Below are 13715 nucleotides of genomic sequence, written 5' to 3' on the forward strand. Positions count from 1 at the left end.
CGCTGCCCCATCGGGCAGCCGGCCGCCCGTCGTCAGACCCGGCCCGCCTCCCGCGCCGCGCGCAGCAGCCTGAGCTGGCCGATCTCGGCGGCGTTCTTCATCAGCTCGGCGTTCACCCAGCCGGTCATGTGGGCGACGGTGTGCTCGGGGTCGCGCTGCCACGGGAGGGGGGCGGTGGCGTCCAGCTCGGCGTCGGTGAGGCCCACCAGGGCCGCCAGCCACTCCTCGCGCAGGCCGCGCAGCCACGCGATGGCGGCGTTCCCGTCCCCTGGCCAGGTGATCTCCTCCCGCGCCCGGGGCGTCCGGCCGCGCGCGTGGGCGACGGCTGTGCTCCACCACCAGCCGATGTGCCAGCTCAGCCAGCCGATGGTGGGGACCGGCACGGGCTCGGGTTCGGTCTCGGCCCAGTCCGGCACCCACGCCCCGGTGGCATCCCGCCGCACCGTCCAGCAGTGCGGCGCGGGCTCCCACAGGAAGTCCTCGGGCGCCAGGCGGTCGAGGTGATAGTCGAACAGCGCCCAGGTCAGGTCGAACTGCCAGCGCAGCAGGTCACGTCGGGATCGGCTCACCGGCCGACCCTGACACGCCGTCGGGCTCCTGGCCAAGCGGATATGCGGTGCGGCGCCCGCCCAGCGGCGGGCCGAGCCAGCCGGGCGCCTGCTGCCGGAACGCCTCCGGCGGCAGCCCGCCCGCGCCCTCCGGGACCGCGCCGAGCAGCGGCGCCCCGGCCGCCTCGGGGAGGTCGGCGAGGTTGCAGGTGGCCGCGAGGTCGGGCGCGGCGGGCCAGCTGCCGATCACCACCCCGGGGCAGGCCAGGCCGCGGGCCCGCAGCGCCTCGGCGGTCAGCGCGGTGGCGTTGAGCGTGCCGAGCCCGGCTCTGACGACCACCAGCACCGGCGCGTCCAGCAGCCCGGCGGCGTCGGCGAGCGTGCCGCCGACCTCGTCGAAGCGGACCAGCAGCCCGCCCGCGCCCTCCACCAGCACCAGGTCGTGACCGGCCGCCAGCTCCTCGGCGGCCTTGGCGACCTCCGCCGGGCGGACCGGCGGCAGCCCGGACCGGCCGGCGGCGGTCGCGGGTGCGAGCGGCTCGGGATAGCGGCCCAGCTCCCGGACGGTCACCCCGCCCGCGAGCCGCGCCACCGTCGCAGCGTCGCCCGGCTCGCCGTCGCCGACCCCGGTCTGGGCGGGTTTGAGCACGGCGACCGAACGCCCCGCCGCGAGCGTGACGGCCGCGATGGCGGCCGTCACGATCGTCTTGCCGACGCCCGTGCACGTCCCGGCCACGACCAGGACCCGCCCGCCGCGCTCCGGCCCTCCGGGACGGCAGGCGCTGCCACCCGCCGCGTCGGCCGCGCGCCCAGCGCTGCTCATCGCCGTCATCGCCGCCGCCCTTCTACCCCGCCCGCGCGGCCGCGAGTGCCGCCGCGCAGATCCGGGCCAGGTCGGCGTCGTTCGTGACATAGGGCGGCATGGTGTAGATCAGGTCCCGGAACGGCCGCAGCCACACGCCCTCGCCCACCGCCGCGCGGGTCGCCGCCGCCATGTCCACCTCGTGGTCGAGCTGGATCACGCCGATCGCGCCGAGCACCCGCGCCTCCCGCACGCCGGGCAGCCGGGCCGCCTCTGCCAGGCCCCCGCGCAGCGCGCCCTCGACGCGGGCGACCTCGGCGTGCCAGTCGCCCGCCAGCAGCAGCCCGATGGAGGCGTCCGACACGGCGGCGGCCAGCGGGTTGCCCATGAAGGTGGGGCCGTGGGCCAGCACCGGCACCTCGCCGCGCGAGATGCCCTCGGCGACGCGCGGCGTGCACAGCGCGGCGGCCATCGTCAGGTAGCCACCCGTGAGGGCCTTGCCCACGCACATCACGTCCGGGCACACGCCCGCGTGCTCCGCCGCGAAGAGCACGCCGGTCCGCCCGAAGCCGGTGGCGATCTCGTCGAAGACCAGCAGCACGTCGTGCGCGTCGCACGCCTCGCGCAGTGCCCGCAGATAGGCGGGGGAGTGGAACCGCATCCCGCCCGCGTTCTGCACCACCGGCTCCACGATCACCGCGGCCAGCTCGTCGGCGTGCCGCTCGATCAGCGCGGTCAGCTCGCGGGCGTACGCCGGGTCGGGCTCGGCGTCGAAGCCGGTCGGTGGCGCGTCGGCGAAGACCTGGGCGGGCAGCACGCCCGACCAGAGCCGGTGCATCCCGCCGTCCGGGTCGCACACCGACATGGGGTGCCAGGTGTCGCCGTGGTAGCCGCCGCGCCAGGTCAGCAGCCGCTGCTTGCGCGGGCGGCCGGCCGAACGCCAGTGCTGCAGGCACATCTTGATCGCCACCTCGACCGACACCGAGCCGGAGTCGGCGAGGAAGACATGCTGGAGAGGCTGCGGCGTGATGTCCACCAGCCGCTTGGCCAGCCGCACCGCGGGCTCGTGCGTCAGCCCGCCGAACATCACGTGGCTCATCCGCTCCAGCTGGTCGCGGACGGCGGCGTTGAGCACCGGGTGGTTGTAGCCGTGGATCGCCGACCACCAGGACGCCATGCCGTCCACCAGCTCCGTCCGGCCCCAGGCGGGCTCGGCCAGGGTGAGCCGCACGCCCGACGCGGAGGCCACGACCAGCGGCGGCTCGGCGCCCGGCATCGGGCCGTACGGGTGCCACACGTGCGCGCGGTCGAGGGCGAGCAGCGTGTCCGGCTTCAGCGGCCCGGGCAGCGGCTCCGGCATGGGGGTACCTCCCAGGCCCTCAGGGCCCGGGGGAGGCTCGGGGCGGGACTCACGCATTGGGCGGCAGTTCCGTCCCCGCGCCCCGGCGGCGTACGGCCACCAGGTCGGCGCGGTGCGCGGGCAGGGTCGGGGTGCCGGCGCCCTCCACCTCGAAGCCGGCGTCGGCGATCATCTCCAGGTCGGCCTTCCCGGCCTGGCCCTCGCTGGTGAGGTAGTCGCCGAGGAAGACGGAGTTGGCCACGTGCAGGGCGAGCGGCTGCAGCGAGCGCAGGTGCAGCTCGCGGCCGCCGGACAGCCGCACCTCCACGTCGGGGAAGACGAAGCGGGTCATCGCGAGGATGCGCAGCGCCCGCTGCGGCGTGAGGTTCCACTCCCCGGCCAGCGGGGTGCCCTCGAAGGGCATGAGGAAGTTGACCGGCACCGAGTCGGGGTCCAGGCCGCGCAGCGAGAACACCACGTCGACCAGGTCGGCGTCGCTCTCGCCCATGCCCGCGATCAGGCCCGAGCACGCCGACAGGCCGGCCGCCCGCGCCTCCCGCACTGTCGCGACTCGGTCGTCGAAGCCGTGGGTGGTGCAGATGTCGCCGTAGGCGGCCTCGGAGGTGTTGAGGTTGTGGTTGTAGGCGTGGACGCCGGCCTCCTTCAGCCGCTCGGCCTGCCCCTCGGCGAGCAGGCCGAGGCAGGCGCAGACCTCGACGCCGGCGTGGCGTTCCCTGATGGCCGCCACCGTCTCGCAGACCCGGTCCACGTCCCGCTCGCTGGGGCCGCGCCCGCTGGCCACCAGGCACACCCGCTTGGCGCCTCCGGCCACGCCCGCGCCGGCCGCCGCCGCGGCCTCCTCGGGCTTCAGCCAGCTGTACTTGAGGACGTCCGCCTTCGAGCCCAGCCGCTGCGAGCAGTAGAAGCAGTCCTCGGGGCACATACCCGACTTCAGGTTCACCAGGTAGTTCAGCTTCACCCGGCGCCCGAACCACCGGCGGCGCACCTTCCCGGCCGCGGCCACCACCTCCAGCAGATCGTCGTCGGAGGTGGCCAGCACGGCCAGGGCCTCCTCGCGGGTGGGCGGGGCGCCGGGGTCGGGGCGCAGCCCCTTGTCCACCAGGGAGTTGAGCAGCTCCGTCAGGTCCATGGCACCCGATCCTGTCCCAGCCCGATTCGCGCGGCCAAGGCCGAAAGCGACAACGGTGCCCGGCGTGCGTGTGTGCATCGCCACATGTCACCAGGCCAGGCGAGTAGCTACCGTCAAGGAGCCGAGGCGTCGGTTAGGGGAAACCGACAACGGAGCGCGCATGGAGGGGCCCATGGTGTTCGACTGGCTCGACGCGGAGCGCGAGCGGCGCCGCCGCGCCGGGCTCACGCGCGCGCTGCGCCCGCGCGCCGCCGCCGACGCCACGCTGGACCTGGCGAGCAACGACTACCTCGGCCTGGCGCGCCACCCGGAGGTCACCGCAGCGGCGGCCGACGCCGCCCGCCGCTGGGGTGCCGGCTCCACCGGCTCCCGCCTGGTCACCGGCTCCACCGAACTGCACGCCCGGCTGGAGTCGGAGCTCGCGGCGTTCTGCGGCTTCGAGGCCGCGCTCGTCTTCGCATCCGGCTACGCCGCCAACCTCGGCGCCCTCACCGCCCTCGCCGGCCGGGGCACCCGGCTGGTCTCCGACGCGGGCAACCACGCCTCGCTGATCGACGGCTGCCGCCTGTCGCGCGCCGAGACCGTGGTGGTGCCGCACGCCGACCCGGAGGCGGCGGGCGAGGCGTTGCGCGGGCACGCCGGCGGGCGGGCGCTGGTGGTGACCGACGGCGTCTTCTCCGCCGACGGCGACGCGGCGCCGCTGCGGGAGCTGGCCGCGGTCTGCCGCGAGCACGGCGCGGCGCTGATGGTCGACGACGCCCACGGCCTCGGCGTGCTCGGCGAGGCCGGTCGCGGCACCCCGGCCGCCGCCGGGCTGGCCGGGGCACCCGGCGTCGTGGCGACCGTCACCCTCTCGAAGTCCCTCGGCAGCCAGGGCGGCGCGGTGCTCGGCCCGGCCCGCGTCATCGAGCACCTGGTCAACGCCGCCCGCACCTTCATCTTCGACACGGGCCTGGCCCCGGCCGCCGCCGCGGCGGCGCTGGCCGCGCTGCGGGTGCTGCGCCGCGAGCCGGAGCGGGCGGGCCGGGCGCGGGCCGCCGCCGCCGGGCTGCACCGCGGCCTCGCCGCCGCGGGGCTGGCCGCCACCCGCCCCGACGCCGCCGTGGTCTCCGTCCGCGCGCCCTCGCCGGAGGCGGCGGTGGCGTGGGCGGCGCGCTGCCGCGAGGCGGGCGTGGCGGTGGGCTGTTTCCGGCCGCCGTCGGTGCCCGACCCCCGGCTGCGGCTGACCGGCCGGGCGGTGCTGACGGCCGCGCAACTGGCTCGCGCGGTCGGCGTCGTCACCAGCGCCGCTCCGCCCGGCGCCAGCAGGGCGTAGAAACCGGTACCGCTGTTGTGCCGCCCGGCGTTCCCGCACCCGGCGGGGCGGCGGAGGGGCGGGCGCGGCCGCCGCCCGGCCCCGGCCGCCGGGCGCCCGTTTCGTGCCGTCGGCGTCGCCGCAGGAAGTTGCGTCCCAAGGATTGACGTGCGCGAACCGGACGCCTAACGTGCCGGTGAATCGAGTACAGGCCCGAAAGTTCGTTCGGCTGTGTCGTGACCGCGCGCGGCAGCCCGCCCCTGGGGTGGTGTGAGCCCTGCGGAATCCGTATCCGGCTTCACGAGGAGAGGCGGACTGGTGACCAGATAGCAAACGTTTTCTGGGAACCGGTTGCTCACCTCCCCCATGAGAACTCGAAGGAGAGCAGTACATGAGCAGCGCAAAGAGGCGTTGGATGCTCGGCGGCGCGGCACTGAGCATCGTCGTCAGCCTCGCCGCGTGCGGCAGTGACGACGAGGGCGGCTCCGGCTCCGGTGACGGGCCGGTCACGCTGAAGCTGTGGAGTGACAAGCCGGGCATCGAGCAGTCGGTGAAGGCGTTCAACGACGCCCACGACGACGTGCAGATCCGTGTCACCGAGGTCCCGGCACCCGACATCCCCAACAACCTCAACAACGCCAACGAGGCGGGCGACCCCTCCAGCTCCGCCTGCCTGGCCCAGACCGACAACCGCCAGGGCGGCGCGCTCATGGCCCAGGGCATCATCACCGACATCGGCGAGTACCTCGACCCGCACGCCGACGAGTTCGCCGAGGGCGCGATCGACTCCATGAGCATCGCGGACACGGTCTACGGGGTGCCCAACCAGCGCCAGCCGATCTTCACCGCCTTCTACGCCCCGGCCTTCGAGGAGCGGGGCCTTGAGTACCCGACCACCTGGGAGGAGGCCATCGAGGTCGGCAAGGAACTGCGCGAGGACGGCATCTACATCTTCAACCTCGCCGGCGAGGACCCCTCCACCTGGATGAACATGGCCTGGCAGGCCGGCGCCCGCTGGTACTCCGTCGAGGGCGACGCCTGGAAGATCAACTTCACGGACGAGGCGTCCCACTACGCCTCCGACATCATGCAGCAGCTCCTCGACGAGGACCTGGTCGAGCGCATCTCCTACGCCGAGTACGCGGCGATGATGCAGCAGTACGACAAGGGCAGGATCGCCATGCGCCAGCTCTCCACCTGGCAGCTCGCCGGCTGGCAGGCCAACCTGGAGCAGACCCTCGGCGACTACGAACCCGCCCCGAACCTCGGCGTGATGGACCAGGAGCCGATCTCGGCGGCCGACACCGGCGGCTTCGTCGTCCCCTCGCTGTGCGAGCACCCGGAGGAGGCCGTCGAGGCGGCGGTGTGGCTGTCCACCTCCGAGGCGCCGGTCACCGCCCTGGCCGACCCGGCCGAGGGCTCCGGCTACTTCCCGGCCGTCGCCGACCCCGAGCCGTACCTGGACGCGCTCGTCCCCCACGAGCTCTTCGGCGAGCACGCCGACCAGACGGTCCCGGTGATCCAGGAGTCCGAGAACTACGCCGAGGGCTGGGTCTACGGGCCCAACTCCCGTGCCATGTACGAGGAGCTGGCCGACCAGTGGGGCAAGGCGATGAACGGTGAGATCACCGTGGACTCGATCCTGGAGCACATGCAGGAGTGGACCGTCAACGACCTGCGTGAGATGGGCGTGAACGTCGTCGAGTGACGCGCGCTCCCCTTCCTCACCACGAGTCCTGACCCCATGACACGTGAGGAGCACTGGCAGATGTCGATCACCGCCACCAGGGCGGAGCCGAAGGGGACCGCGGCGCCCAGCCGCCGCGGTCCCCGCCGGGCACCCCGCTGGCACACCCTCCGCGCCCTCAAGGGCATGGGATTCGCCGCCCCCTTCTTCCTCGGATTCCTCCTCGTCTTCGTCGTCCCCGTGGGCTACGCGATCTGGGAGAGCCTGCACACCGAACGAAGCTCGGGACTTGGCATCGGCGGCCAGCAGAAGGTCTTCGTCGGCTTCGACAACTTCTCCAAGGCCCTGTCCGACGGGGACTTCTGGGACTCGGTCCTCCGGGTCCTGTCCTTCGCCTGCTTCCAGATCCCCGTCATGCTCGGCCTCGCGCTGACGATGGCGCTGCTGCTGGACACCCTCGCCACGACCACGGCCCACCGCTACCGGCTGGCCTTCCTCATCCCCTACATGATCCCGGGCATCGTCGCCGCGCTGATGTGGATGTACCTCTACAGCCCGCGTCTCGGCCCGCTCACCGACATCTTCGACTTCTTCGGCGTCGACGCGAACTTCTTCGCCTCGGAGATGCTCTGGATCTCCATCGGCAACCTGCTGACCTGGCACGGCGTCGGCTACAACATGCTGATCATCTACGGCGCCCTGCGCGCCGTGCCCCGCGAGCTCTTCGACGCCGCCCGCATGGACGGCGCCTCCGAGCTGCGCATCGCGCTGTCCATCAAGGTCCCCTACGTGCGCGGCGCGCTGGTGCTGACCGGCATGCTCTCGATCATCCAGATGCTGCAGATCTTCAACGAGCCGCTGCTCTTCCGCCAGGTGGCCCCGGACACCGTCACCAAGAGCTACACGCCGATCATGATGATCTACTACCAGGCGTTCGACAGCAACGACTACGGCTACGCCGCGGCCCTGTCGATCATCCTCGCGCTGATCGTGGGCGTGATCTCCTTCCTCTTCTACACGTTCGCGAACAGGCCACAGCCATGACCGCCTCCCGACAGACTCCCGAGGAACTGCCCGTCGGCGTTCACCAGTCCAGGGCCTGCCGCGGCATGGTCCTGCTGGGCCTCGGCCTGCTGGTGATCTACTCGATCGCCCCGGTGTGGTGGCTGATCGTCTCCGCCACCAAGGACCAGCACGGCCTGCTCTACTCCAACGGGATGTGGTTCGAGGACTTCCGCCTCTTCGACAACATCGACACCGTCCTCACCTACCGGGACGGCATCTTCCTCACCTGGCTGCGCAACTCCCTGCTCTACGCGGGCGTCGGCGCGGCGGTGTGCACGCTGATCTCGCTGGCCGCCGGGTACTCCCTCTCCCGCTTCCGGTTCCCCGGCCGCGGCATCGCGCTCGGCGCCGTGATTGGCTCCTTCCTCATCCCCTACGCCATGCTGACGCTGCCGCTGTACCTGGTGTTCTCGGAGATGGGCCTGGTGGACACCCCCTGGGCGATCCTCATCCCGTCCTTCATCAGTCCGTTCTCGGTCTACCTCGCCAAGGTCTACACCGACGGCGCCGTGCCCGAGGAGCTGATCGAGGCCGCCAGGATCGACGGCGCGGGGGAGCTGCGCATCTTCTTCCAGATCGTGGTGCGGCTGATGTCCACGGGCGGTGCGACCGTCTTCCTGCTCTCCTTCGTCCAGAACTGGAACCAGTTCTTCCTGCCGCTGACCATGCTGCGCGGCGACGAGAAGTGGACGCTGAGCCTGGGCCTGTACTACTGGAACGCCCAGCGCACGACCAACGAGGTCGACCTCACCGCCCTGGTGCTCACCGGCGCCCTGCTCTCGGTGATCCCCCTGGCGATCTTCATGATCGCGCTCCAGCGCTTCTGGCGGACCGGCCTCACCCTGGGAAGCCTCAAGTGACGCCGCCCCCATAACGCCCCGCGCCCCCGGCTCGCCGGTCCGCGAGTCACCCTCATGGCCGCGCGGGCCGGCGGCTCGCGGTCGGGCGCTCCTGGCCGCGAGGAGCTGCACAAAGGGTTTCACAACCAAACGCCCTCACACCCGGAGGATCCCCGGTGCACTACGCCACCGAGCCCAGCAAGCGCTCTCAGCCGCCCAAGGCCGCCCTGGCCATGGCCGACGACCTGCCCGGCATGCTGTTCAGCCCGTCCCAGTGGGTCAGACTGCGCAAGCTCACCGAGCTGCACGAGGGCACGGTGCTCACGGAGTTCACCTCCCCCGGGGCCCGCGCGGTCCTCGCCGAGACCGAGGTGCTCATCACCGGCTGGGGCAGCCCGCGCCTGGACGAGGCCACCCTGGACGCCGCCCCCCGCCTGCGCGCCGTGCTGCACGCCGCCGGATCGGTCAAGGGCCACCTCACCCCCGCCTGCTGGGAGCGCGGCGTGCAGGTCTCCACCGCCGCGCAGGCCAACGCCGAGCCCGTCGCCGAGTACACCCTCGCGATGATCTTCCTCGCCCTCAAGCGCGTACGCGCGGCCACCGCCGTCTACCGCGAGCGGCGCCGCTACATCGACGTGCTGCGGGAGTTCCCCGGCATCGGCAACCACGAGCGGCGGGTCGGCCTGGTCGGCGCCTCCCGCATCGGCCGCCGCGTCGTCGAGCTGCTGCGCCCCTTCTCCCTCGACCTCGCCATGGCCGACCCCTACCTCGGCCCGGAGGAGGCTCGGCTGATGGGCGTACGCCTGCTGCCGCTGGACGAGCTCCTCGCCCAGAGCGACCTCGTCAGCCTGCACGCCCCCGCCATCCCCGCCACCCGCCACATGATCGATGCCCGGCGCCTGGGCCTGTTGCGCGACGGCGCCGTGCTGCTGAACACCGCGCGCGGCTCGCTCATCGACCAGGACGCCCTCGTCGCGGAGCTGGTCTCCGGCCGCATCGAGGCGGTCCTCGACGTCACCGAGCCCGAGGTGCTGCCGCCCGACTCGCCGCTCTACACCCTCCCCAACGTCTGGCTGACCCCGCACCTTGCGGGCGCCCAGGGCGGCGAGGTGCACCGCCTGGCCGAGGTGGTCCTCACCGAGCTGGAGCGCTACACCGTCGGCCTGCCGCTGGAGCACCCGGTCCACGTCGAGGAGCTGGAGCGCATCGCCTGAGCCCTGTCCCGGCGCCCGTGCCGTCGGGTGCGCCGCCCGGCCGTTCCCGCGCGGGCGGCGCACATCGCTCAGGGCAGGCAGGAGCCGGTGGCGGATCGGTGCAAGCGACCGCACCGCCATTCTGGTGAACACCGTGGACCCCAAACTCGTCGTCGCCGCGTTCGGCATGGACCCGCAGGCCGCCCTGATCTGTCTCGCCGACCACATCGATGCCGGACGGGAAAACCCACCTGCCCCGAAGTCAGCGGCCGTGATCTACTGCCGATCATGCCGTTGCTGCTGCTGGACCTCGACAACACCCTGGTCGACCGCGATGCGGCTTTCCGGGACGCCGTCGCCGCCTTCCTCGCCGAGCACGGCCTGCCCGACACCGATGTCACGTGGGTGATGACCGTCGACGCGAGCGGCTATACCTCCCGTTACGAGGTCGCCGCTGCCCTGGCCGACCGATATGGAGACATGGTGCCGGCCACCGCCATCCACGTCCTGGTCGACAACGGCGCCGCTGACCGCGTCGTCCTCGCGCACTCCACTCGCGAGGCCCTGGGCAAAGCGCAGGCGAACGGCTGGACCTGCGTGATCGTCACCAACGGCCGCACCGCCCAGCAGGAAACCAAGATCCGTCAAGCGGGACTGGACCAGCTCGTCCACGGCTGGATCATCTCCGAGGACGTCGGTCACAAGAAGCCGGAACCGAAGATCTTCCAGGCGGCAGCGGAAATCGTCGGCACCTCCCTCTCCGGGGCGTGGGTCGTCGGCGACTCACCGCACGCCGACATCGCGGGTGCCAACGCACTCGGTCTTCGAAGCGTGTGGGTCTCCGATGGCCAGCCATGGACCCAGGACGCCTACCAGCCCACTCACATCGCCGCCGATATCGCCTCGGCGATCAACCACGTCATCCACACGCCGAGATAAAGCCGAACCCGTGACGTTTCGGCGGCACCTTGGACGAGTGCCAGCTCGTCGACGGTGCCGCTGGGCGCCCGTCTCATTCAATTGAGACCAAGGCCAGGACGTCGTCCGGCAAGGCGGGAGTCGGCCAGTCGGGCTCGGAGTGCCAATCCCGCCATCTCGCCTCCGTCGCGAACGGCCCGACACGCCCCTCGATCATTGCCACGGCCTCCTCGCGGGCCTTCTCGACTGCCCGATGATCAGCCTCGCTCACCACGCCGAGCCGACGGCCGTGGTCGTACTCTCCTTCGTCCTTCCAGTCCCACCGCGCCAGGTCAGGCGCTATCACCAGGTCCAAGACGAGGTCGAAGGTGTCGAAGCCCAGAGCCGTGCGGTGCATCGGCCGCTGGAAGTTGACGTACCACTGCGTCAGTCGATGGTCGCCTGAGACGTCGTAGAACGCGTTCACGCTGAACCATGCCCGGGGCGGGACCCACTGCAGGAGCGCCGTACCGTGCCAAGACCAGCGGCCGAGCTGCCAGCTGCCACGGGCGAGGTTCGGCTGGGCCTGGCGCCTCACGGCCTCGTCCCCGGTCAGCAGCCACTCGATCCAGGTCGTCGCGGCCAACTTTTCCGCGCCGGGCCGGCACCCCAGGACAAGCGCCTCGGCCCCGTCGTCAAACGACATGGAACGCGTGAGCGCTCCACACCTTGTGACGGAACACGTCACGTCGAACAGCGGTCTCCCCCTGCCGGAACCGTCGCATAGCGCACCTCCTGGCATCAGGACGCGCAGCGCCGTCGCCCAGGTTGCACGTCGGGCCACTCGCCGCCACACCGCAATCAGCCCGAGCAGCCGTGTCCCGTGCGTCTGCTTGCTGGGGGTGAATCCTGCCCGCTGTGCGACTGCGGCAGGTGCGGGATTCTCCGGCTCCACCGGGATCACCGCTTCCTGCCCGCCCTCACTGGCCGCGTACTGGGGACGCCAGGAGGACCGCGCGGGGTGGCCAGGCCGCGCCCCCTCCAGGACGGGTAGAGGCCGTACGCGACATTCACCTGACCGGGACGGGAGTCAGGCCCTCTCCTTCGAACCGCAAGTCGATCGTCCCCGCGAGCGCCTCGTCGGCGCCCGCCCGGATGACGAACGCGCGGAGTGACCCGGCAATCTCCCACTGTTCCCGACCGTGCCGGAAGTACGCTTCGACGCCCTCGTGTGTGCCGGGACCGCCGTTGCCGTCATCACAGCCGTGACCACCGGCCAGCTCGCCCCCCGCTGACCACACGATCGGGGCGTACAGGACCACCACCCGGTCCCGTGCGCAGGCTCGATCACGTTGCGCGGGTGTCCGGGTCGTTCGCTGATGGCGAGGGAGACCACGAAAGAGAGGAACCCCGGCCGACGCGCGGCTGGGGTTCCTCAAGGCGGTGAGTATCGGTCAGCAGGTGAAGTGGCCCACGCCGTAAACCGCTCGTCTACGCGTCGGCGGACCGCACCACATCGCGATCACCGTGGATCCGGCTGGTCATTGCTGCAGGGTGAGCAGGCCCGGCCGCCACGGCAGCTGGTCGTAGGGGGTGTCCGGCGGGGTGCCGAGGGGCAGGCCCTGGTAGAGGAACTCCATGTTGCAGGGGTCGATGGTCTTGGTCTGGTCGGGGTTGTGGCGGACCAGGTCACCGTGGCTGATGTCGTTGGTCCAGGTGGCGCCGCTGTTGGCCTTGCCCGCGAAGGGGTTGTCCTCGGTGGCGGCCTGCGGGGTCCACTCACCGTCGAGGCTGGAGGCGGTGAAGGAGCGGAAGTAGCGCCCGTTGGCGCCCATCGCCTCGACGATCATGAGGTACTGGTCCTGGCCCTCGACCTTGTAGACCTCCACCCCCTCGAACAGATTCTCCCTGGTGTCGGTCATGATGGTCTCGTAGGAGGAGCCGAAGCTGCTGGGGAAGTTCCCGATCGGCATGCTGGACCGGTAGATGTTGCCGTTGTCGCCGGCGAAGAACATGTACATGTTCTGGTCGTCAGCGATCATGGTCTGGTCGATCGGGGCGTCGGGGGAGATGCTGCCGGTGAACAGCTCCTGGGGCTCGGACCAACTGTTGGGGTCGGTGGGGTCGGTGGAGGTGCTGTAGAAGAAGGGCCACTGACCCCACTGGGACGCCATCACCCAGATGTCCCTGGGCGCGAAGTAGAACAGCGTGGGCGCCACCGTGCCCACGTTCATCTGGGTCTGGGGGGCCGAGGCCATGTCCGGCCAGTCCGTGAAGGGAGCGAAGCCCATCGAGCCGTACCCGGACTCGGTGAAGATCGAGCCGTAGACCAGGTGCTGGCCGTTGTGGACGACGTTGGTGAAGTCCTTCAGCGAGACCGACCCGTTGGCCGGCTCCGCCAGCGCATCCGTCGAGGACCAGTTGTACGTCGATGGAAGAGAACACTGCTTGGTGTCGCTGGTGCCCGCCTGGGCCGGGTTGCCGACGAGCAACGCCGCCACCGCGGCCGAGGCCGCGACCGCGGCGGTGAGCATCGCGGACAGACGCCCGCGGCTGATTCTTCCTATTCGCATGGGGGGACTCCTAGTGCCTGACTGATTCCTGAGTAAGCGGTTCCGGTCGGCCTCGTTCCGCCGGAGGCTGTCCGGACTGTCGATGTGGTGCGCTACGTTTCAGCCCTTGATGGCGCCGATGAGCACTCCCTTCTTGAAGTGGCGCTGGACGAAGGGGGAGAGGACGGCGACGGGCAGCAGCGCGAGGATCATGACGGCGGCCTGCGCGGCGAGGCTGGGCACCTGGCGGCTGGCGATCATCTCCGACATGCCGGCGGGCCGCTGGCGGCGTACGACGATCTGGTAGAGCACGTTCTGCAGCGGCAGCTTCTCGAACCTCTCCGGCTGC

The 13715-nt window shown here is 71.6% G+C and carries 14 protein-coding genes; 6 read left to right on the forward strand and 8 right to left on the reverse strand.

Going from position 1 to position 13715, the window contains the following annotated elements; genetic code table 11:
- Window positions 1-32: 32 nt before the first annotated feature.
- The 4 genes from ACTWQH_RS00945 to bioB all read right to left on the reverse strand — a co-directional run bounded on the left by ACTWQH_RS00945 (window position 33) and on the right by bioB (window position 3839).
- Window positions 33-569: a DinB family protein gene (locus tag ACTWQH_RS00945; protein WP_443284313.1), complete on the reverse strand. Its 537-nt coding sequence runs from the start codon at window positions 567-569 to the stop codon at window positions 33-35.
- The gene (gene bioD / locus ACTWQH_RS00950) at window positions 550-1371 is read right to left on the reverse strand and encodes a dethiobiotin synthase (protein WP_443284314.1); all 822 of its coding nucleotides are present in this window, start codon (window positions 1369-1371) and stop codon (window positions 550-552) included. Before bioD ends, ACTWQH_RS00945 begins: the two co-directional genes overlap by 20 nt.
- A 22-nt stretch (window positions 1372-1393) precedes the next feature.
- Window positions 1394-2698: an adenosylmethionine--8-amino-7-oxononanoate transaminase gene (locus tag ACTWQH_RS00955; protein ID WP_443284447.1), complete on the reverse strand. Its 1305-nt coding sequence runs from the start codon at window positions 2696-2698 to the stop codon at window positions 1394-1396.
- Between the two features lie 61 nt (window positions 2699-2759).
- Window positions 2760-3839 carry a biotin synthase BioB gene (bioB, locus tag ACTWQH_RS00960; RefSeq protein WP_443284315.1) on the reverse strand — a complete coding sequence of 360 codons (1080 nt, stop codon included), beginning with the start codon at window positions 3837-3839 and terminating at the stop codon, window positions 2760-2762.
- A 172-nt stretch (window positions 3840-4011) separates the two neighbouring features.
- Between bioB and ACTWQH_RS00965 the strand changes: the two genes are divergently transcribed.
- From ACTWQH_RS00965 to ACTWQH_RS00990, 6 genes are all read left to right on the forward strand, one after another.
- Window positions 4012-5154: an 8-amino-7-oxononanoate synthase gene (locus ACTWQH_RS00965; RefSeq protein ID WP_443284316.1), complete on the forward strand. Its 1143-nt coding sequence runs from the start codon at window positions 4012-4014 to the stop codon at window positions 5152-5154.
- Window positions 5155-5524: 370 nt separating this feature from the next.
- Entirely contained in the window at window positions 5525-6841 is a 1317-nt protein-coding gene (locus ACTWQH_RS00970; RefSeq protein ID WP_443284317.1) for an ABC transporter substrate-binding protein, read from the forward strand.
- Window positions 6842-7006: 165 nt separating this feature from the next.
- Entirely contained in the window at window positions 7007-7864 is an 858-nt protein-coding gene (locus ACTWQH_RS00975) for a carbohydrate ABC transporter permease (protein ID WP_443284448.1), read from the forward strand.
- Window positions 7861-8745 carry a carbohydrate ABC transporter permease gene (locus ACTWQH_RS00980; protein WP_443284318.1) on the forward strand — a complete coding sequence of 295 codons (885 nt, stop codon included), beginning with the start codon at window positions 7861-7863 and terminating at the stop codon, window positions 8743-8745. Before ACTWQH_RS00975 ends, ACTWQH_RS00980 begins: the two co-directional genes overlap by 4 nt.
- Before the next feature lie 212 nt (window positions 8746-8957).
- Complete coding sequence (locus tag ACTWQH_RS00985) at window positions 8958-9938, forward strand: hydroxyacid dehydrogenase (RefSeq protein ID WP_443284449.1); 981 nt, start codon at window positions 8958-8960, stop codon at window positions 9936-9938.
- Between the two features lie 267 nt (window positions 9939-10205).
- Window positions 10206-10856 carry an HAD family hydrolase gene (locus ACTWQH_RS00990; protein WP_443284319.1) on the forward strand — a complete coding sequence of 217 codons (651 nt, stop codon included), beginning with the start codon at window positions 10206-10208 and terminating at the stop codon, window positions 10854-10856.
- 73 nt (window positions 10857-10929) lie between these two features.
- Here the strand turns inward: ACTWQH_RS00990 and ACTWQH_RS00995 are convergent, their stop codons facing one another.
- The 4 genes from ACTWQH_RS00995 to ACTWQH_RS01010 all read right to left on the reverse strand — a co-directional run bounded on the left by ACTWQH_RS00995 (window position 10930) and on the right by ACTWQH_RS01010 (window position 13678).
- Window positions 10930-11520: a DUF402 domain-containing protein gene (locus ACTWQH_RS00995; protein ID WP_443284320.1), complete on the reverse strand. Its 591-nt coding sequence runs from the start codon at window positions 11518-11520 to the stop codon at window positions 10930-10932.
- 364 nt (window positions 11521-11884) lie between these two features.
- The gene (locus tag ACTWQH_RS01000) at window positions 11885-12136 is read right to left on the reverse strand and encodes a hypothetical protein (RefSeq protein WP_443284321.1); all 252 of its coding nucleotides are present in this window, start codon (window positions 12134-12136) and stop codon (window positions 11885-11887) included.
- A 219-nt stretch (window positions 12137-12355) separates the two neighbouring features.
- Window positions 12356-13471, reverse strand: coding sequence for a non-reducing end alpha-L-arabinofuranosidase family hydrolase (locus ACTWQH_RS01005; RefSeq protein ID WP_443284450.1), 1116 nt, complete (start codon window positions 13469-13471; stop codon window positions 12356-12358).
- A gap of 15 nt (window positions 13472-13486) precedes the next feature.
- Entirely contained in the window at window positions 13487-13678 is a 192-nt protein-coding gene (locus tag ACTWQH_RS01010; RefSeq protein ID WP_443284322.1) for a hypothetical protein, read from the reverse strand.
- Window positions 13679-13715: the final 37 nt, after the last annotated feature.

Source organism: Streptomyces sp. 6N223 (genome assembly GCF_052246635.1).
In the GTDB taxonomy this organism is placed as follows: Bacteria; Actinomycetota; Actinomycetes; order Streptomycetales; family Streptomycetaceae; genus Streptomyces.